We start from the raw sequence: 17,704 nt of genomic DNA on the forward strand, positions 1-17,704 counted from the left end.
CGCGGCACATGCTAGAGTGCCCCCCACTTTTTCGGGAGGCGCCCATGACGGTATCGTTTCGAAGTACCGCTGCGTTGATGTTGCTGTTGACGCTGCCACTCTCCGCGCTCGCCGAACCCATGCACGCGCAGTACTTGCCGCCGGACGAGTTGTCCGTGCGCGAGGGCGAACCCGAGCAGCAGCAATTGCTGCAGATCACCGAGTATTCAGTGGTGGTGGGCAGCCAGCGCCAGTCCAATCAGCAGCCGATCCCGGTCACCTCGCCGCTGATCCTGCGGCTGAAGGGCAAGCCCATGAACAAGGGCGCGACCATCACCGAAGTGCTGATCCACTTCGACGGCGAAAGCAAAAGCCTGAAGAAACCGACTTACGACGAACCTTCACGTACGTTGACGCTGTATTACCCGGCGATGCAATACCGCGTGCTTGTGGATTTGCTGCGCAACGAAAAGGTCTACTGCCAGTTTCTCAGCTATGCCAACGGTCACGTCTGGGCCGACCTGCACACCGCCAGCGTACGCGCGCGTTGAGCCCGCGACCGGGCGGGGGGTAAACTGCCCGCCCGAGAAATGTCCCGCAAGTCAGTTGGAGTCAGCAATGCGTAAAGATAAGAAGCAGGTGATTGGCGATGAAATCGGCGACGCCCAGATCAAGCTGTTCCTGGATTTCGAGCCGGTCGACGCCACGTCGCCGTCGCTGCACAAGCTGATCAAGGCCTACCGCGGCCTGCGCGTCGATGACTTCGGGCGGTTTCTGACGTTCTTCAAGGAAGCCGGTTACGATCTCGATGGCAAAGACGAGCACGGCAATGACTTCACTGCGCTGATCAAGGATCAACGCAATGCCGAGGAATACATCGAGTTGATCGAGAAGGCGAAAGGCTGAATCGCGCAATTCCCGGGCGTCATCCTTCGGCGCCCGATGCACCCCTTCCACGAGAGCAGGCTCCTGCTTCCGCGCTGTCACTACACAATCGAAAGACCCTTCCTACCGCATCCTTCGGCGTTTGCGACTACCGAAAGCGACGCGCTGAATCATACTCAGCCCTGTGACAACGCTCACAGGAACGCGAGCAGGACGCTCGCATCAATGATTGAAAGGGAATTCATGCAATGAAAAATCGACTGACGTGCTTCACTCGCACCATCGCCGCAATCGCAATGATGGTCGCGGCAGTATCCGCTCAAGCAGCTTACCCAACTAAAATCCAGCTCAACATTGAACTGTGGAATCAGTCAGGCATCGACCTCGCGCTGGTATCGGCCACTTGGGCCCCGGCCAATACGGATTACACCGGCTATGGCTTTGCGGCTGACACACCCACCGCCTCTGTGTCGGTCCCGCTGAAGAATCCGCGTAATGATTCTGCAAGTTTTCGGGTGAGTGGCGAAGGCAAAACCTGTGAGTTCAGGGCGGCCCACGAAGTGGTCTTCAGTTGGGTCTCCATCTCGCCGGCGCCGGAGAAATCCGCAACGGGCAGATCGATCGGGAAAGTACCGGCGGAATGCATCGCATCGGTGACCAAAGGGACGAACTCGATGCAGGCGTATTCCGTCAGGTTCGTGATGAAGTGATGTTGATGCTGCAGGGCCGCTCTGCAGCTGAGGCAGGTCCCACTTAATGCAAAAAGCAAAACCCCGCCTGATGTGGCGGGGTTTTCTTTTACAGCTTTTTGAAGCAACCCACGATCAGGCGAAAGTGGCTGCTTCGCTGTTCTGCACCAGATCCAGACTGGCATCGCTCTGAGCACTGACGCGCTGGTAAAGCTGCGCGTCGGTTTCCAGTGCCTTTTCGCGAGCCGGGAAGATTTCGTTCAGTTTGGCGGCCCACTCGGTGCGGGCTTTGTCCGGGAAGCAACGCTCGATCAGATCCAGCATGATCGAAACGGTCACCGAAGCGCCCGGCGAGGCGCCCAGCAGTGCCGCGAGGGAACCGTCACTGGCCGACACCAACTCGGTACCGAACTGCAAAACGCCGCCTTTTTTCGGGTCTTTCTTGATGATCTGTACGCGCTGGCCGGCCACTTCCAGGCGCCAGTCTTCGGCCTTGGCCTCCGGATAGAAACGGCGCAGTGCATCGAGCCGCTGCTCCATCGACTGCCGCACTTCGCTGATCAGGTACTTGGTCAGGTCCATGTTGTCGCGGGCCACCGCCAGCATCGGCGCGATGTTGGCCACGCGGATCGACAGCGGCAGGTCCATGAGCGAACCGTGTTTGAGGAACTTGGTGGTGAAACCGGCGTACGGGCCGAACAGCAGGGATGTCTTGCCGTCGACGACGCGGGTGTCCAGGTGCGGCACCGACATTGGCGGCGAACCCACCGCCGCCTGGCTGTACACCTTGGCCTGATGGCGCTTGACCACTTCAGGGTTGTCGCAACGCAGCCACTGGCCGCTCACCGGGAAGCCGCCGAACCCCTTGCCTTCCTCAATGCCGGACATCTGCAGCAATGGCAGCGCCGCACCGCCCGCGCCCAGGAACACGAATTTGGCGTCGATGTCGCGGGTGCTGCCGCTGTTCACGTCCTTGATGGTGACGGTCCAGCCGTCGCCCTTGCGGCTTAGGTCGGTGACGCGTTTGCAGTACTTGACCTGCGCATCGGGTGCGCTGGCCAGGTGCTTGAGCAACATATTGGTCAGGTTGCCGAAGTTGACGTCGGTGCCGTGCATGACCCGCGTCGCCGCGATGGGCTCATCGGCAGGACGGCCGGGCATCATCAACGGCATCCACTCGGCCAACTTGGCTTTGTCTTCGGTGTATTCCATCGAAGAGAAGGCGTGGTGCGTACGCAGCGCTTCGTAGCGTTTTTTCAGGTACGTCATGCCTTTTTCGCCCTGCACGAAGCTCAGGTGCGGAACCGGCGCGATGAACGAGCGCGAAGCACCGAACGTGCCTTTACGGGCCAGATAGGCCCAGAATTGCTTCGAGACTTCGAACTGGGTGTTGATGTGGATCGCTTTCTTGGTGTCGATCGAGCCATCGGCCGCTTCCGGCGTGTAGTTCAGCTCGCACAGCCCGGCGTGGCCGGTGCCTGCGTTGTTCCAGGGGTTGGAGCTCTCTGCAGCACCGGAATCCATCAGCTCGACGACTTCAACCTTGAGGTTCGGGTCCAGCTCTTTGAGCAGTACGGCGAGGGTGGCACTCATGATGCCTGCCCCGACCAGCACTACGTCGACTGCTTCGTTATGCGCCATTAACGCGTCTCCAAAATCTGCAGCACCAAATTGACGGCATGGGTTCCCGTGGTCAGTCGCCAGGTTCGGGCGGCGCGGTGTTCGCGCAGTGCCTCGTTCAACCTGGCCGGGATCGCCATGTCCGATTCTTCGCAATTTTTTGCATCTTCAGCGGACGCCACCGAACGAGCCTGGTTGATGCTTTTATAAGGCAAGCATGAACGCATTTTTCGGCCCGTGCAGCCATTCGACTATCGTCAAGGCGTCCGGTTGTGCAACCAAATCCGTATCGGACAGGCTTCAGGCTCGTTTGACGGAGACTGCGTTGCGGTCGGTCCTTTGCAAGGGGGCTGGGTCAGACGCTAACGGTGCATTTACAAACGCGAAACTATTCATTTGCTTGCCACACTCTTGTGAAGTTGTGAAAACCCGTTTTTTTCACGCTCTTTTGGAGACGCGAACCTCAAAAAGGGCTGCGCGATGGCAGCTCTGGCAGATCAGGTTCATACGCGATGTGAGGCAAGGACTGGCGCAGGACGTTCGAATGATCGACGATCCGGCGTCTGCGCCGCGGCCACATCGGGCTGCACATGTCTGTGTGGAAGGCTCTCTGTGGGCGGTACGGAGGAGTCGATAGTGGCTATCGACGATGCTGCGAGGCCCGATCAGGAGACGTCCTTATAATCGGGGGAAGATTATAGCGATGAAACGGGCAGAAATGATCCAGAAAAAATGACTTTTATTCGCCTTCCGGTCAGATGCTGAGCATATGCCGGGCGGTAATCGCACGTGACCGGGAAGTCACGCGGGCGCTGACAGGGAGTGGGCGTTGCAGCCAGCACAGGTTTGCCTCGTGGACTTCGACCCAGCCCTGACCGCAAGGCGTTTCGGTGCAGTGCTTGAACGCCAGGCAGATGCCGTGGGGGTCCAGACGTGCAAAGTGGCGATGACGGCGGCGCGACGAGAACAACGACCAAAGAAAGTCCATGGCAGGACTCCTTGCTGGAGAGTTGAAAAAAGTATGGCCGGCGGGCATGACATCGCTGTGACGTTGCGATTGCGCAATTGTGTTGATTTCGAACGTGTGAGCATTTCCGCCTGGCAGGAACCGGCGGGATGGCACTCTGTCGTATCTTTACCCTAGTGAGCGGCCTTGGGAGGTCGCTATACTGCGGCACATTTTGTGCCTTGGCCCATGGAGAAATGAGCATGTTGCGTCGCGTTCTGTTCGGTTTGCTTGCCGCTGGCAGTCTGACCCTGGCGGGCTGTGCCCACAGCCCGCAATCCCTCACCCCGGAACCCAAGCTGAACGCTCAACTGGCCCCGGTCGGTCATGGTCAGCAAGTGGTCGTGCGCGTGGTTGACGGTCGTCAGTCGCAGACGCTGGGCACGCGTGGTGGCCTGTACCCGGAAACCAGTTCGATCACGGTCAACGGTCAGCAGTTGCTGCCAAGGTTGCAGGCTCAGGCTGAAGCGGGCGTGCGGCTGCTCGGTTTCACGCCAGTGCCGAACGGTAGCGGTCCGCAGTTGACCGTCACCCTGGCAGACTTGAAGTATCAATCGCCGAAAGAAGGCCTGTACGTCACCGAAGCCAACATCAGCTCCACGTTCCGTGCTGACGTTCAGAATGGCGGCCGTAACTACAGCGGCCGTTATGCGGCTTCGACGGATCAACGTTTCGGCATGGCGCCGAACGAAGAGACCAACACCAAGCTGATCAGCGACGTACTCAGTGACGCCCTGACTCGCCTGTTCCAGGATCAGACGATTGGCCGCACCCTCGGGCAATAAACTCAACGCCTGATTCTGATGCACAAAAAAGCCCCGGTTTCGCGAGAAGCCGGGGCTTTTGTTTATTCAGCGGGGTCACTCGGGATTTTCATCGCGGGGCGTTCAAGCCGCCTGATAGAAATCCAGAAAACTGAAACCGGTCTGCAGGTCCACTTCCGGCAGATCGTTGTGCGCATGGCCGCCGAGCGCGCAGTACACCAGCCAATGCCTGTCCTGGACGTTGAACGCCAGTGCGTCGATCAATGCTTCCTGTTCGTCGCTGGGGGCGATGAGATAAAGGCGGTCCTGGTTGTGGGCGTGCAGCATGACGCTCTCCGTGGCGGTGGGTCGGTTTGAGGTCCCACACAGTGCCCGGTTCAGGTGACGTTAAGGTGACAGCGACTAGTGTGAGCGGCAGGTCCAAACAGAGTCTGCGGCGCCTTCAATGCGGCGCCATCGAGGCACCATGTCGCTCATCCATCACGCCCCCGGTCTCGCCATCAACCTCTGCGCATTGCTTGCCGCCGGCCCCGGCATCTGGCTGCTGCAGACCACGCGCACCCGCGAGCAGCGGGAGATGGCCCACCTGCACCACCTCACCGAACAAGCCCCGATCGACGAGCCCATGCACCTGATGGATGTACCCACCCTTCGCATGATCCGTCTTAGCTACCGGTTCGGCACCGCCTGCCTGGCGTTCGCGCTGTTGCTGTCGTGGGTGAGCACGAAGCTGTGATCGCTTAGAAAGCCAGCGTCACCCGCGCATTCAACGCCTGATCCGACGCATCGCTGCTCACCTGCCCGTTGTAACTCAGCCCCACACTCAGCGTGTCGCTCAACCCCAGATCGACACCCGCGCCGAGCACCGCTGCGTTGCGTGCGATCGGTGCGCCGGAGAGCTCGAAGGTGTCGCCGCCGCTGAAGGCCGCGCGGCTCTCTGGTGTCACGTCGCCGTAGGCACGACGCCAGCCCAGTGTCGCGTTGGGTTTGATTGCGATGCTGCCAGCGTTCAAGCGAGTGGCGGCACGCAGGCCGAGGGTGCTGAAGGTGATGTTGTTGTCCTGAGACTTGTTCTCCAGCCTGATCGCGTTGCTGTTCTCATCGAAGGAATCGGTGTCCAGTCGCACATGGGCGAGGTTGGCGAAGGGTTCAAGCTGCGCGTTGCCCAGTTCGATGGTGTAACCCAGCTCGCCAAATACCTGATTGGTCGCTGCGTTGTAATCTTCCTTGAGTCGCTCGGAAGCACCCGGCAAGTCCAGCGTGCGCTTGGCCGTCAGCTCGTGCCAGGTGCGTATCGCGCCGAGGCGCAGGCCCAGTTGGCCCCACTTGGCGCCGGCATAGACGCCCAGATGGTAGTTGTCGCTGTCAGTGGAGCCGGACGCATGGCGCAGGTCGAAGCTGCTGTTGCTGAAACCGGCTATCGCGCCCACGCGCCAGGTGTCATCCAGTGGCACGTCAGCGCCGAACAGCATGCCGCTGGTGTGCGTGTCGAGACCCGACACATCACCGGTGCTGTCGGTTTTGCCGGTCGCGCCGATGGCTTGAGTCCACACCACGCCACGGGAATCATCACCGGCGAGGGTCTGCGTCGTGCTGCCCAGTGCCGGTGCGGACTGCGCTTGCTGCAAGCGATCGTTCACCGCGTTGCGCACCAGGCGGCTGTCTTCGATCAGCGCGGACTGCGTCGACGCATGCAGTTCATTGGACAGCGCCTTGAAGGTGGCCTGCGCGGTCGAGGCGTCGTCTTGCACCACCTGACGCCAGAGCGCGTTGCCAGCACCGGCGCTGTCCAGCCCTTGCGCGACGGCTCTGGCATTGCGGGTCGTCGCCAGGCTGGCGAAGGTCTGTGCGTTACGGTCCAGCGTCAGCCCGACATCGGTCGCCGTGTAGCTCAGCGTCGGGGTGAGGAAGGCATAGTTGGTTTGCACGTTGGCAAACGCACCGCTGACGCCACCGGCCGCCGAGAGAATCGAGTAACGGCTCGCCGCCAGCCAGTTACCGCCTTCAACCAGCGACAGCGTGCTGTTGTTGAGGGTTGCACGGCCGCTGGCGACGATGCGGTCGGCTTTGCCGTTGGCGTCCGATTCGACCTGGTAGACCGAGCCCTGAGCAAGGTTGACGTCGCCGTTGACGTTCAGTTGCCCGACCGAGTTACCCGGTGCAACCACGCCGCCCTGAGCGACATTGATGCCGCCGACGGTGCCGTTGCCACCCAGCGTTGCGCCTTGCTGCACGCTAACGATGGAGTTGCCCAGGTTGCCATTGACCGCCAGCCGACCCGCTTGCACTGTTGTTGCGCCGGACAGGCTGTTGTTGCCGGTCAGGTTCAGCGAGCCGACGCCACGTTTGATCAACGCACCGTTGCCCGTGAGGGTGTTGGCGAGGGTGTCGTTGGTTGACTGATCGACGACCAGCGTCGCGTTGTCGGTGATCGTGCCGCTACCGAACGCTTTGGCATGGCCGGTCAGCACGCCACCGTTAATCACGGTGCCGCCCGAGTAAGTGTTGTTGCCGGTCAGCATCAGATTGCCGCTGCCGTTCTTGATCAGCCCGCCGCTGCCGCTGATGTCGTTGCGCCAGGCGTCGATGGCGTTATAGCCGCCGAGGCTGGCGTCCATGTTGACCGTGACGTTGGAATTGAACGCCGCATAACCATCGCCCGCTGCGTACAGGTTCAGACGACCGTAGCCTCCCGACTGATCGATCACCGCATAGCCGGACGAAATCTCGGTGGTTGCCAGTATCTCGCGGCGCTGACTGGCGTCCAGGTACGGGAAGCGGGTTTCCAGCAGCACTTCGGCGTTGGTCGGCACCACGGCGGCCAGGTTGGTCGGGCCAACCGGATCGAAGCCGTAGGTCATGCGCGAGGTGAACAGCGCCTTGTCCTGAGCATGTTGAGACGTGCGATCGGTTGCCGGGTCGATGGTTGCCATGCAGTTGTTGACGTCACCGCCGCACTGCGCCGTGAAATAGGTCAGTGCCTGTGCGCGAGCATCGGCGCGCAGTTGGGCGTTGGCCGGGTTGGAGAGGTTGTCGATGGCGAAATACGTCGCGGTGATGCGCCCGCCCATCACGTCGAACGGCGAATGCATGCCGGCTTCAATGCGGTTGTCGCCAATTTCCGAGGCGCGCAGCATCAACTCGCTGAAACGCTCGGGAATGGCGTAGGCCAGTGCGTAAGACGACAGGTACGCGGCGTTGGTATGGCCGCTGGGGAAACCCGAGTCGCCCGCAGGCGTGGGGCTTTCTGCCGGGCGCAGGGAGGGCGCCACCACGAAGGCCAGGCTCTGACCGTCCAGACTTTGCCGCCATGGTCGCGGGTACAAATAGTGGGATTTGGCGGGGGTGGTCGAAGCATCGTTGCGTACAGCCCCGACCAGATCGACGACTTTGCCCAGCGCCGAAGACGAACTGCCTGCGCCGTTGCCTTTATCGTCGTATTTGACGGTTTTGTTGCTGTCGTCGAATTGCGTGATGGTCGTGAAGGCTCCAGCGCCTGCCTTGTAGGCAGCGCTCAACGAGCCGAGGCCGCTGATGGCGCTGTAGCTCTGGTCACGGCGGTCATCGAAGTAGGCGGCGGTTTCCTGGGCGAGGGTGCGGGAGTTGGCGCGGTCGACCACAATTTGCAGATTGCGCCTTAGCAGACTCTGACCCAAGGCGGTCGGCGTGCCTGTGTCCCAAGTCGCGCCGGTCGTCCACAACGTGTCGAATCCGGAAAGCAGGTCAACGCCGTTGATGGTGTTGTCTCCCGCACGGCTCGCTGCCTGAACCGACACGGCGAGCAATGAAAGTACCAGGGAAGACACCATGACATGGGCAACCGGTTTGCTGGATCGCATAGCGTACGCCTTCACTCGTTTGGATAGGCGACGACCTTAGCGAGCAAGTCTTACGCTTGAGTGTGTCGGCGGTGACACATTTGTGAAGGCTGATATCGCCAAAGCAACGGAGGCGCACAACGAAAAACGGCGCCTTGAGAGCGCCGTTTATTCGTGGAAGGGAAGGGGGCCTTAAAGCGGCAACCCGGCCTTCACCCGGTACTGATTGCGCACCGGCATGGCGTATTGCTGAATCAGAAACGGACGGTGCTCGGCAGGGCAGCCATTGAGGCGGCGCTGCCATTCATCTTCTGCGCGCCCCAACTCGTCCGCCGGGAACACGTCGGCGGCCTTCGGCACCTTCAGCGCTGGCTCGGCGTCGGCCCACTGCGCGTACGCCAGGTAGTGCACCGGAAACAGTCGATAGCCGCCAAGGATCTGCCGGTCCATCTCGATGGCCAGCAGCTTGGTGTCCTCGAACAGCTCGGTGATCGGCGGGGCAAAATTGACGTGCACACGGCCTTTGTAGCCGGTGATCCCCAGCGCAATGCTGACATCGTCCTCGCCCGGCACTTTGGTGTAACTGCCAGTGGTGGCGCGGATGTACAGCTCCCGCGCCTTGGCGTGATCGCACGGGTCGTATTCATAGCTGATCGACACCGGCGTCAGGTTCAACGACTGAATGACTTCGCCAAACGGCTCGTCCTTGCGGCTCATGTGGAACATCTTGAGGATGGCCGACTCGGTGCGGTCGTCGCCGTCTTTGGCGCGGCCTTCCGCCTGGGCGATCCAGATCGACTGGCAGTCATTGCGGATCGAATGATTGATGTACGCCGACAGCAACTGGTAGGCCGCCATTTTCTCGCGACGCCCGATGATCGAGCGGTGCACGATGAAGCTCTTGTTCAGGCGCATCAGGTCGCTGACGAAAGGCTTCTGCAGCAGGTTGTCGCCAATGGCGATGCGCGGCGTTGGCAGGCCCGCGTGGTAGACCGCATAGTTGACGAAAGCCGGGTCCATCACGATGTCGCGGTGGTTGGCCAGAAACAGGTACGCAACCCCGGACTTGAACTGCTCGACGCCGGTGTAGGTCACACCGTCAGTGGCGCGTTCGATGGTGTGATCGACGTAATGCTCGACCTTGTCCTGCAGGGCGGCGACGGTGTCGATGCCGGCGAACTGGCGACGCAGCTTGCGCGCGATGGCCGGTTGCAGAATCCAGCCGAGGGAGCCGGCCAGGCGCGGAAATCGGAAGTGCGTGAGGATCGCGAGGAGCGCTTTGTCGCCCAGCAGCCGATCAAGCACGGCTTTTACTTCGCTGTCGTCGTACGGTCGGATGGCATCGAATTCGCCCATCATGCTCTCTTGTCGGAAACGGCTAAGGTAAAGGAGGTCGAGTCCGTTGCAGCAGCGAGTCACGACACCACAGGCGTGATGCCTGGGCGGCGGCCGCGCAACAAGGCGGCTTCGCTAAAAGTGTCGACTCAGGCTGATGCCCGGATGCTGAGGAATAAAGCTCGACCCGCAAACAAGTCGGCGATTATACGCAAAACTGTGCCCGGAGACTGTTATGCAGGAAATACAGGATTACGACTGCCCTTATTGCGGCGAACCGGTGGAGGCGGTGCTGGATCTGTCCGGCGGCGATCAGACCTACATTGAGGATTGCCCCGTCTGCTGTCGGCCAATCAACTTCAGTCTGCAGACCGATGGGGAAGAATGGACGCTGGACGTGCGCAGCGAGAACGAGTGATGCGCAAGATTTATGAGCCCGAACACCTGATGGAAGGCGAGCTGCTGCAGGCGATGCTCGCCAGTGAAGGCATCGAGTCCCACATCACCGGGCGTCATTTGCTGGGCGCTGTTGGGGAATTGCCAGCGTTCGGGTTGCTGGGCCTGACGGTCGATGACGACCAGGCCGAGCAGGCGCGTCAGTTGATCACCGAGTACAATGCCGCTTTTCCGCTGCCCGGTGACGAGCCGGACAGCTACCCCGATGTGTTGCTGTGCTGAATCCCGTTCGCGCGCGCCTCATTCGCTTTCAAAAAGAGTTGTGCTGAACCCATGTGTGGACGTTATGCGCTGTTTCGTTGGTCGCCTGCCTTTGCGGCCTTGCCCGGATTTCCGAGCGACCAGCAAGCGCAGTGGAATATTTCTCCTGCCGCGTCCGTCTTGATGGTCCGGGCAGCGCAGGTCGAGGCGGGCGCCGAGCGCGGACGCGAGGTGGCGAGGGCGCGTTGGGGGCTGACGCCGCCCTGGCTGACCGACATGTCGCGCACGCCGGCCCATGCCCGCGCCGAGACCGTGGCTGAACAGCCGATGTTCAAGCAGGCTTTTCGCGAACGACGCTGCCTGCTGCCGGCCAACGGCTTTTATGAATGGCGTGGCAGCGTGCGCAAGCGGCCGTTCTGGCTGACGCCGGCCGAAGGATCGACGCTGTACTTCGCCGCGATCTGGGAAGCCTATCCCGTCGAAGGCCACACCTACCTGAGCGTTGCGGTGGTCACGCAGTCGGCCATGAATCAGCGTCGACCGTTGATTCTCGACGAAGAAGGGCAGCGCGCCTGGCTTGATCCGGACTGCCCGCTGATTACCCTGCAAGCGATGCTCGCCGCCCCGCAAACGCAGCTGCGCGAACGGCCGTTGGCCAATCTGGTGAACGATCCGAAGCTCAACGCGCCGGAATGCCTGACGCCGTTGTAGCACTGTCTCTTGCGGTATGAACCGCGATCCCGTTATTTCTTCCCTGTTACACAGGCGCGATTTTCTTGGGCCTTTTCGCCTGGCAGACGGCTGGCATCTGGTGCTAGGCCTGCGGATTGCCTAGGATGGCGCGATTGTTTCAATGGAGATACGAAATGCGCAGGATTTTTGCTCTTTGTGGTGTGACGGCAGTTTTGTTGATGGCCGGGTGTCAGGCGGTCAATACCACCACCGGCGATTCGGTGGGTGTCGAGCGCAAGCAATACATGTTCAGCATGTTGTCGACGGATGAAGTCAACAAGATGTACGCCCAGTCCTATCAGCAGACGGTCAGCGAAGCCACATCCAAAGGCGTGCTCGACAACAGCAGCGCCGAGGGCAAGCGCGTCCAGGCCATCGCCAAGCGACTGATCGCACAAGCGCCGAAATTGCGGCCCGACGCGGCGCAGTGGCAGTGGGACGTGAACCTGATCAAAAGCGATGAGCTGAACGCCAACTGCGGTCCCGGCGGCAAGATCATCGTGTACAGCGGCCTGATCGATACGCTGAAGCTCAGCGATGACGAGCTGGCGGCAGTCATGGGCCACGAAATCGCCCACGCATTGCGCGAACACGGCCGTGAAGCCATGTCCAAGGCCTATGGTGTGCAGATGGCGAAGCAGGGCGCCGGTGCGTTACTGGGTTTGGGGCAGGACAGTCTGGCATTGGCCGATACCGTGGTCGATTACAGCCTGACGCTGCCGAACAGCCGCGCCAATGAAAACGAAGCGGACCTGCTGGGCCTCGAACTCGCGGCTCGCGCCGGTTACAACCCGAACGCCGCGATCACGCTGTGGCAGAAGATGGAAGCCCAAGGCGGCGCGTCGCAGCCGGAGTTCATGAGCACCCACCCGGCCTCGTCCAACCGGATCGCCTCGCTGCAGGCGGCTATTCCGAAAGTGATGCCGTTGTATCAGCAGGCGCCGAAGGGTTGATCAGCGCCTGATCCCGATAGGTGTGAGCTTGCGCGGCGTTTTTCGGAGCGGTTGGGTGCATGAAACGCTGTAGGAGTGAGCTTGCTCGCGATCCTCGAACGGTCGCCGCGTATCTGCGGAACGATTGAAGAGCATCGCGAGCAATCTCACTCCTGCAAGGGCATGGGGTCTGTGACTACACCCAGCCGCTGATCTGCATCGCCTTGTACACCGCAACGATCGCCAGAATGAAAAACGCTCCTGCGGCCAGACGACGAATCAGCGTCAGTGGCAGTTTCTCTGCCGCAAAATTACCCGCCAGCACCACCGGCACATTGGCCAGCAACATGCCCAGCGTCGTGCCGAGGATCACCAGCCACAAGCTTGGGTATTGCGCCGCCAGCATGACAGTCGCGATCTGCGTCTTGTCGCCGATTTCCGCGATGAAGAACGCGATCAGCGTGGTCAGGAAGGGGCCGAACTTGCGCCCGGTACTGGCTTCGTCGTCGTCCAGCTTGTCCGGAACCAGGGTCCACAGCGCCGTGGCGGTAAAGCTCGCGGCAAGGATCCAGTGCAGGACGGCGTCGGAGAGGTAGCTGCTGAACCAGGCGCCAACGGCACCGGCCGCAGCGTGGTTGGCCAGCGTGGCGGCGACAATCCCGGCGATGATGGGCCAGGGCTTGCGGAAGCGAGCGGCGAGAACGAGCGCGAGGAGTTGGGTCTTGTCACCGATTTCAGCCAGTGCGACGACAGCGGTGGGGACCAACAGGGATTCCAGCATCAGGGTTTTCCTAAGGGGCGGGTCAACACGGCTATGACACGTACAACCTCCCCGCCCCGGGTCAGGATGTTCGTGTCATAGGTCTTGTCAAACCACCGATCCGTCTGAGCGGATCTGGGGTCGCACGCACCATGGTCTGAGGACCAAGTATGTTGATGCGTGCCGGACGAGCATGGCGCTCGTGGGAGACTACTCCCCTAGGACGGAGCGGATTCTGCCTACACGTTTCGTGTTCGGCAAGCGCTAATTATCACGCACGTTTCGCACGGTAAATCCGGAAACCCTGGCCCTCGGCCATGATCGCGCACGGCCCCAGATGCGACTCGATGATCGGCTGATAGCGCAGGAAACTATTGGCTACCAGGCGCAGTTCGCCGCCTTTTCTCAGATGTTCGCGTGCTTTTTTCAGCAGGTTTTCGGTCGCGGCGTAATCGGTATGGACGCCGGTGTGGAACGGCGGATTGGTCAGAATCACGTCCAGATCGCTCGGCGCGGCGTCGATTCCGTTGCCCGTCAGCACCTCCGCTTCAAGGCCGTTGGCGGACAGGGTCAGCCGGCTGCTGGCGGTGGCGAACGCATCGACATCCAGCATCGTCACACGTGTTTCGGGGTAACGGCGTTTCACCGCCGCACCGAGAACGCCCGCGCCGCAGCCGAAGTCGAGCAAATGTCCGGCGGGAAGCCGGTCGATGTTTTCCAGCAGCAGCGCCGAACCCCGGTCCAGACGGCCGTGGCTGAAGACCCCCGGCAGACTCACCACCTTCAACGCGCCGCCTTCGATTTCAATGTCGAAGCGTTTAGCCAGGCTGTCGAGTTCGACGGCTGGCGGAGGCGTTTCGACGGTGACTTGCCAGAGCTGGCAATGACGGGCGCTGTCGAGTTTGCGCGTGCGGCCGAAAGGGCTCAGCTGGCGGGCGGCGGCTTCGATGCCGCCGCGTTTTTCGCCGACCAGAAACAGCTCACGTCCGGCCAGGCGCGAAGCGAGCGCGTTGATGAGGTAATCGGCGAGATCGCGGGCCTTGGGCAAAAACAGCACCGCAGCTTCAAAGGGTTCTGTCGGCGCTTCGGTGCCGAAGTGCACACGCTCGGGAAACCGCGTACCGAGGGTGTCGAAGTCGCCAGCGTGCCAGCTCCAGCCGCGGGCATTGGGCAGCGTGCTCAGCAGATCGTCGGCGGGGAGGCCGGTCAGCAACAAGGAGCCCCGAAACAAGTCGGCCTGCCGGAGTAACACTTCACTGCGCGGGTCCATCATCGGCTCCTCGAAAAAAGGGGCGAAGTTTAACAGGCCTGCCAAGCCGCGCACGTGCCCTGTGCGGCGGATCGGCGGATCGGCGGGCCTGCGAAGCGCCAGGTGTCAGCTCACGACCCGGACCGGCGCGCCTGCATAAAATGCCAGAGCGTTTTCGTTGATCTGGCCGACGATGCGCTGCCGTGCTTCCTGGCTGCCCCATGCGCTGTGGGGCGTGATGATCAATCGCGGAATATCACCCGACAGCAGCGGGTTGCCGTTGACCGGAGGCTCGACGGTCAGCACGTCGGTGGCCGCGCCGCCGAGATGGCCGTTGCGCAGGGCATCGGCCAGTGCCTGTTCGTTGATCAAGCCACCGCGCGCGGTGTTGACGATGAAAGCTTTCGGTCTCAGCAGGCTCAGCTCATGGGCGCCAATCATGTCCCGGGTATGGTCGTTGAGCGGGCAGTGCAGGGTGAGGGCATCGACCTGGGGCAGCAGCTCATTCAGCGGCACGCGATCAGCTCGGGCAGGGCGGCCGGGGATCTGACCCGACAGCACGCGCATGCCGAAGGCTTCGGCCAGCTTTGCGACCGCGCCGCCCAGCTCGCCATGACCCAGTAGCCCCAGCGTCTTGCCTTCCAGCTCGACGATAGGGAAGTCCAGCAAGCAGAACTGCTTCGATTTCTGCCACTCACCCTGGTGTATGGCCTGTTGATAATCGGGCAAGCGGGTGGCCATCGCCAGCAGCAGCATCAGCGTGTGCTGGGCCACGGAAGGGGTGCCATAGCCCTGACAGTTAGTGACCACCACGCCATGTTTGCGCGCGGCATCCAGGTCGACATTGTTGACGCCGGTTGCGGTCACCAGCACCAGTTTCAGCTTAGGGCAGGCGGCGAACGTGGCGGCATCGATCATGATCTTGTTGGAAATCGCCACGTCGGCGTCCTTCAAACGCTCGGCCACCTGACCGGCTGTGGTGCTTGCATGGAGCACCAGTTCGCTGAAGGTTTCACGCCACGGCGCGAGGTCGAGATCCCCCAGATCCAGAGAGGTGTGATCCAGGAAAACTGCTCGGCGTTGACTGGGCATCAGCTGTACCTTTTGCTCGGTGGGTGGGAAGCGTAATGTGACGAGCCTACCAGAGCCTGCCGCTCGCCATAACGCCTGGAGAACTTCAATGTACTTGACGGAATTTTTAACCGTTGCGCTGATTCACCTGCTGGCCGTCGCCAGCCCCGGCCCGGATTTCGCGGTCGTCGTGCGCGAAAGCGTGACCCATGGTCGCAAGGCAGGGACCTACACGGCGATGGGCGTGGGCACCGCGATTTTTCTGCACGTCGGCTATTCGCTGCTGGGGATTGGCTTGATCGTTTCGCAGTCCATCGTCCTGTTCAATGCCTTGAAATGGGCGGCGGCGGCCTACTTGATTTACATCGGCATCAAAGCGCTGCGCGCCAAACCTGCGAGCGCATCGGATGCGCCCGTGAACATCGCCAAAGGCGAGCGCACCGCGCGCGGCGCCTTCACGGCCGGGTTCGTCACCAACGGCCTTAACCCGAAAGCGACGCTGTTTTTCCTGTCGCTGTTCACCGTCGTGATCAACCCGCACACGCCGATGCTGGTTCAGGCGGGCTATGGCGTTTATCTGGCATTCGCGACCGGCGCATGGTTCTGCCTGGTGGCACGCCTGTTCAGCCAGCCTCGGATTCGCGCCGGTTTCGCGCGGATGGGCCACTGGTTTGATCGGGCGATGGGTGGGGTGCTTGTTGCGCTGGGTTTGAAGCTGGCGTTGACGGAGATGCATTGATGTTGGGTTTAGTGAAGTACCACTGTTTAAGGAATTAGGTCGGGTACTACCGCCTTTAGACGGCAGGGATGATTAAATGAATTTTCTAACCGATGTTCCCAGTTGGGATGATATAGCGCGTAATCTTGAAGAAAAGTTCGGTAATTTAAACCAGTCGTTAGATCAGGGCTGGGAAAGCACACTCGGCAGTTGGAATGGCTTCGCTCGACGCGTGAGCACCGAGGCCACTCTGGCCTACGGCAGTGTAGGGGGAAACCGCATCGAATCGGTCAGGTCGGCGATGGCCAAGTCCTATCCCATTATCCAATTAGATCTGACGCGCAAATGGGCATCCATCAACATCGCCGATATCCTGCCCACGTTGCTGCAATTGGTTAAAGAGGTCGCCATGATCATGGGCGGCAGCGTAGCTGTAGGGGCCGTTGCCGGTGGGGCGGCTGGATCGCTAGCGTTTGGAGCGGGTGCGTTACCGGGAGCTGTGGTGGGTGGGGGCATAGGCGCGCAAGTTGGCAACTTGATTCTGTTGGGGATGGGGCTTTCAGCCATCGCCGATTATTTCTACCAGGGGCTACCTCCTTGTCTCGCAAGCATTTATGAGGGCATCGTTACCGCATGGAATGCTGAAGATGGCGTCAGACCTGCCGGACTTGACCCTACAGGCGCGTCCGCATGGATAGTTGACGAGCGTATAGACGCAGCAGCGAGGAAGCTTGCCAGAGGTCAGGAGCAGTTGGTAATGCTGTTGCTGACAGCCATTGTTACTTATATCTCTAGAGGACAGATTAAGGCTGGAGCCGTGAGCAGCCTGGACAGCATTGCCGCGCGTAGCGCAAAGCTTCAAGCAGACATGACTAACAAAGAGATTGCTGGTTGGTTAGCTCGGAATGAACAAGGCTTGTTGGCACTTCCTGAATTGCGAGTACGCGAGCAGATACCATTGGCTAAACAAGAACTTGAAGCCCAGCTTAAAAAGCAGCCAGAAAGGCCAGAAATTACTAAAAAAGATCAAGAAACTAGCGCCCCGATACAGCCAGAAAAACCAAAAAATGATAAAAAAGACGACGAACCACCTCCTAAAGGAAATCCAGTTTTAGGTGTATTGGAAGACAGTGTGTTCGCACAAAAAATGTCTAAGCCGACCAAGGCGTTTAGCAAAGACGGACAAAATATTTATTCTATGGCTGCAGGGCAGCCTATAAATACAGTGTCCGATCTCACGAGTGCCTTGGAGACTGGCGCCATAACCCCTAGGCAAGTACCTCTTGATTACGTTGTTGTTGATGGGCACAATGTCATAGCAAATACCCGAAGCTCAACAGCGCTTATAAATGCTGGTATACCCAAGAGTCAGTGGTATGGGGCTAATAAAACAGGTGTTGTAGCTTTTGAGAATACAACTTTCGATGAGCTTGTCAAAGAGCAGCTTAGAAAGAATTACGGCGGCTCCGTACTTAATGCAAGAAGGTAA

20 protein-coding genes and 1 riboswitch are annotated in these 17,704 nt (G+C 60.4%); of the genes, 11 read left to right on the plus strand and 9 right to left on the minus strand.

Annotation, left to right across the window (positions count from 1 at the left end; all coding sequences use genetic code 11):
• Positions 1-44: 44 nt before the first annotated feature.
• From OKW98_RS05740 to OKW98_RS05750, 3 genes are all read left to right on the plus strand, one after another.
• Positions 45-530, plus strand: coding sequence for a hypothetical protein (locus OKW98_RS05740; protein ID WP_265388314.1), 486 nt, complete (start codon positions 45-47; stop codon positions 528-530).
• 67 nt (positions 531-597) lie between these two features.
• Positions 598-885 carry a PA4642 family protein gene (locus tag OKW98_RS05745; protein WP_265388315.1) on the plus strand — a complete coding sequence of 96 codons (288 nt, stop codon included), beginning with the start codon at positions 598-600 and terminating at the stop codon, positions 883-885.
• A gap of 227 nt (positions 886-1,112) precedes the next feature.
• Positions 1,113-1,574, plus strand: coding sequence for a hypothetical protein (locus OKW98_RS05750; protein WP_265388316.1), 462 nt, complete (start codon positions 1,113-1,115; stop codon positions 1,572-1,574).
• A gap of 114 nt (positions 1,575-1,688) precedes the next feature.
• Here OKW98_RS05750 and mqo read toward each other — a convergent pair whose 3' ends face one another.
• From mqo to OKW98_RS05765, 3 genes are all read right to left on the minus strand, one after another.
• Positions 1,689-3,194: a malate dehydrogenase (quinone) gene (gene mqo, locus OKW98_RS05755; protein WP_265388317.1), complete on the minus strand. Its 1,506-nt coding sequence runs from the start codon at positions 3,192-3,194 to the stop codon at positions 1,689-1,691.
• Entirely contained in the window at positions 3,194-3,388 is a 195-nt protein-coding gene (locus OKW98_RS05760) for a hypothetical protein (protein ID WP_133771915.1), read from the minus strand. Before OKW98_RS05760 ends, mqo begins: the two co-directional genes overlap by 1 nt.
• Positions 3,389-3,927: 539 nt before the next feature.
• On the minus strand, positions 3,928-4,161 hold the full coding sequence (locus OKW98_RS05765) for a hypothetical protein (protein ID WP_265388318.1): 234 nt from the start codon (positions 4,159-4,161) through the stop codon (positions 3,928-3,930).
• A gap of 221 nt (positions 4,162-4,382) precedes the next feature.
• On the opposite strand from OKW98_RS05765, the gene OKW98_RS05770 reads away from it, so the two are divergent.
• Positions 4,383-4,964, plus strand: coding sequence for a YajG family lipoprotein (locus tag OKW98_RS05770; protein WP_265388319.1), 582 nt, complete (start codon positions 4,383-4,385; stop codon positions 4,962-4,964).
• Positions 4,965-5,066: 102 nt separating this feature from the next.
• Here the strand turns inward: OKW98_RS05770 and OKW98_RS05775 are convergent, their stop codons facing one another.
• Entirely contained in the window at positions 5,067-5,270 is a 204-nt protein-coding gene (locus tag OKW98_RS05775; RefSeq protein ID WP_065991803.1) for a hypothetical protein, read from the minus strand.
• A 139-nt stretch (positions 5,271-5,409) separates the two neighbouring features.
• Between OKW98_RS05775 and OKW98_RS05780 the strand changes: the two genes are divergently transcribed.
• Entirely contained in the window at positions 5,410-5,679 is a 270-nt protein-coding gene (locus tag OKW98_RS05780; RefSeq protein ID WP_108120630.1) for a hypothetical protein, read from the plus strand.
• Positions 5,680-5,683: 4 nt separating this feature from the next.
• Here the strand turns inward: OKW98_RS05780 and OKW98_RS05785 are convergent, their stop codons facing one another.
• Together OKW98_RS05785 and OKW98_RS05790 are read right to left on the minus strand one after the other, a co-directional pair.
• A complete protein-coding gene (locus tag OKW98_RS05785) occupies positions 5,684-8,782 on the minus strand; it encodes an autotransporter domain-containing protein (protein WP_265388320.1) in 3,099 nt (1,032 codons plus the stop codon).
• A gap of 171 nt (positions 8,783-8,953) precedes the next feature.
• Positions 8,954-10,117: a 1-acyl-sn-glycerol-3-phosphate acyltransferase gene (locus OKW98_RS05790; protein ID WP_265388321.1), complete on the minus strand. Its 1,164-nt coding sequence runs from the start codon at positions 10,115-10,117 to the stop codon at positions 8,954-8,956.
• A gap of 214 nt (positions 10,118-10,331) precedes the next feature.
• Here OKW98_RS05790 and OKW98_RS05795 point away from each other — a divergent pair, with 214 nt between their 5' ends.
• The 4 genes from OKW98_RS05795 (at position 10,332) to OKW98_RS05810 (ending at position 12,438) form a co-directional block, all read left to right on the plus strand.
• Positions 10,332-10,514: a CPXCG motif-containing cysteine-rich protein gene (locus OKW98_RS05795; RefSeq protein WP_237250611.1), complete on the plus strand. Its 183-nt coding sequence runs from the start codon at positions 10,332-10,334 to the stop codon at positions 10,512-10,514.
• Positions 10,514-10,774 carry a DUF2007 domain-containing protein gene (locus OKW98_RS05800; RefSeq protein ID WP_265388322.1) on the plus strand — a complete coding sequence of 87 codons (261 nt, stop codon included), beginning with the start codon at positions 10,514-10,516 and terminating at the stop codon, positions 10,772-10,774. Before OKW98_RS05795 ends, OKW98_RS05800 begins: the two co-directional genes overlap by 1 nt.
• Positions 10,775-10,825: 51 nt before the next feature.
• Positions 10,826-11,464: an SOS response-associated peptidase gene (locus tag OKW98_RS05805; protein WP_265388323.1), complete on the plus strand. Its 639-nt coding sequence runs from the start codon at positions 10,826-10,828 to the stop codon at positions 11,462-11,464.
• Between the two features lie 155 nt (positions 11,465-11,619).
• Positions 11,620-12,438 carry a M48 family metallopeptidase gene (locus OKW98_RS05810; protein WP_265388324.1) on the plus strand — a complete coding sequence of 273 codons (819 nt, stop codon included), beginning with the start codon at positions 11,620-11,622 and terminating at the stop codon, positions 12,436-12,438.
• 175 nt (positions 12,439-12,613) lie between these two features.
• On the opposite strand, the gene OKW98_RS05815 is transcribed toward OKW98_RS05810, so the two are convergent.
• From OKW98_RS05815 to OKW98_RS05825, 3 genes are all read right to left on the minus strand, one after another.
• Positions 12,614-13,198, minus strand: coding sequence for a TMEM165/GDT1 family protein (locus OKW98_RS05815; RefSeq protein WP_265388325.1), 585 nt, complete (start codon positions 13,196-13,198; stop codon positions 12,614-12,616).
• A 90-nt stretch (positions 13,199-13,288) separates the two neighbouring features.
• A riboswitch (yybP-ykoY riboswitch) is annotated at positions 13,289-13,408 on the minus strand.
• Positions 13,409-13,448: 40 nt separating this feature from the next.
• Complete coding sequence (locus tag OKW98_RS05820) at positions 13,449-14,447, minus strand: class I SAM-dependent methyltransferase (protein ID WP_265388326.1); 999 nt, start codon at positions 14,445-14,447, stop codon at positions 13,449-13,451.
• A gap of 105 nt (positions 14,448-14,552) precedes the next feature.
• The gene (locus OKW98_RS05825; protein WP_265388327.1) at positions 14,553-15,518 is read right to left on the minus strand and encodes a 2-hydroxyacid dehydrogenase; all 966 of its coding nucleotides are present in this window, start codon (positions 15,516-15,518) and stop codon (positions 14,553-14,555) included.
• 88 nt (positions 15,519-15,606) lie between these two features.
• Here OKW98_RS05825 and OKW98_RS05830 point away from each other — a divergent pair, with 88 nt between their 5' ends.
• Both OKW98_RS05830 and OKW98_RS05835 read left to right on the plus strand, forming a co-directional pair.
• Positions 15,607-16,236: a LysE family translocator gene (locus OKW98_RS05830; protein WP_265388328.1), complete on the plus strand. Its 630-nt coding sequence runs from the start codon at positions 15,607-15,609 to the stop codon at positions 16,234-16,236.
• Between the two features lie 76 nt (positions 16,237-16,312).
• Positions 16,313-17,704 (plus strand): DUF6861 domain-containing protein, encoded by a 1,392-nt coding sequence (locus OKW98_RS05835; RefSeq protein WP_108120637.1) that lies wholly within the window; start codon positions 16,313-16,315, stop codon positions 17,702-17,704.

The organism is Pseudomonas sp. KU26590, from assembly GCF_026153515.1.
Lineage (GTDB): Bacteria > Pseudomonadota > Gammaproteobacteria > Pseudomonadales > Pseudomonadaceae > Aquipseudomonas.

Coding starts and splice junctions, on each gene's coding strand:
- OKW98_RS05740 (WP_265388314.1), top strand. CDS start 45: ATGACGGTATCGTTTCGAAGTACCGCTGCGTTGATGTTGCTGTTGACG.
- OKW98_RS05745 (WP_265388315.1), top strand. CDS start 598: ATGCGTAAAGATAAGAAGCAGGTGATTGGCGATGAAATCGGCGACGCC.
- OKW98_RS05750 (WP_265388316.1), top strand. CDS start 1,113: ATGAAAAATCGACTGACGTGCTTCACTCGCACCATCGCCGCAATCGCA.
- mqo (WP_265388317.1), bottom strand. CDS start 3,194: ATGGCGCATAACGAAGCAGTCGACGTAGTGCTGGTCGGGGCAGGCATC.
- OKW98_RS05765 (WP_265388318.1), bottom strand. CDS start 4,161: ATGGACTTTCTTTGGTCGTTGTTCTCGTCGCGCCGCCGTCATCGCCAC.
- OKW98_RS05770 (WP_265388319.1), top strand. CDS start 4,383: ATGTTGCGTCGCGTTCTGTTCGGTTTGCTTGCCGCTGGCAGTCTGACC.
- OKW98_RS05775 (WP_065991803.1), bottom strand. CDS start 5,270: ATGCTGCACGCCCACAACCAGGACCGCCTTTATCTCATCGCCCCCAGC.
- OKW98_RS05780 (WP_108120630.1), top strand. CDS start 5,410: ATGTCGCTCATCCATCACGCCCCCGGTCTCGCCATCAACCTCTGCGCA.
- OKW98_RS05785 (WP_265388320.1), bottom strand. CDS start 8,782: ATGCGATCCAGCAAACCGGTTGCCCATGTCATGGTGTCTTCCCTGGTA.
- OKW98_RS05790 (WP_265388321.1), bottom strand. CDS start 10,117: ATGGGCGAATTCGATGCCATCCGACCGTACGACGACAGCGAAGTAAAA.
- OKW98_RS05795 (WP_237250611.1), top strand. CDS start 10,332: ATGCAGGAAATACAGGATTACGACTGCCCTTATTGCGGCGAACCGGTG.
- OKW98_RS05800 (WP_265388322.1), top strand. CDS start 10,514: ATGCGCAAGATTTATGAGCCCGAACACCTGATGGAAGGCGAGCTGCTG.
- OKW98_RS05805 (WP_265388323.1), top strand. CDS start 10,826: ATGTGTGGACGTTATGCGCTGTTTCGTTGGTCGCCTGCCTTTGCGGCC.
- OKW98_RS05810 (WP_265388324.1), top strand. CDS start 11,620: ATGCGCAGGATTTTTGCTCTTTGTGGTGTGACGGCAGTTTTGTTGATG.
- OKW98_RS05815 (WP_265388325.1), bottom strand. CDS start 13,198: ATGCTGGAATCCCTGTTGGTCCCCACCGCTGTCGTCGCACTGGCTGAA.
- OKW98_RS05820 (WP_265388326.1), bottom strand. CDS start 14,447: ATGGACCCGCGCAGTGAAGTGTTACTCCGGCAGGCCGACTTGTTTCGG.
- OKW98_RS05825 (WP_265388327.1), bottom strand. CDS start 15,518: ATGCCCAGTCAACGCCGAGCAGTTTTCCTGGATCACACCTCTCTGGAT.
- OKW98_RS05830 (WP_265388328.1), top strand. CDS start 15,607: ATGTACTTGACGGAATTTTTAACCGTTGCGCTGATTCACCTGCTGGCC.
- OKW98_RS05835 (WP_108120637.1), top strand. CDS start 16,313: ATGAATTTTCTAACCGATGTTCCCAGTTGGGATGATATAGCGCGTAAT.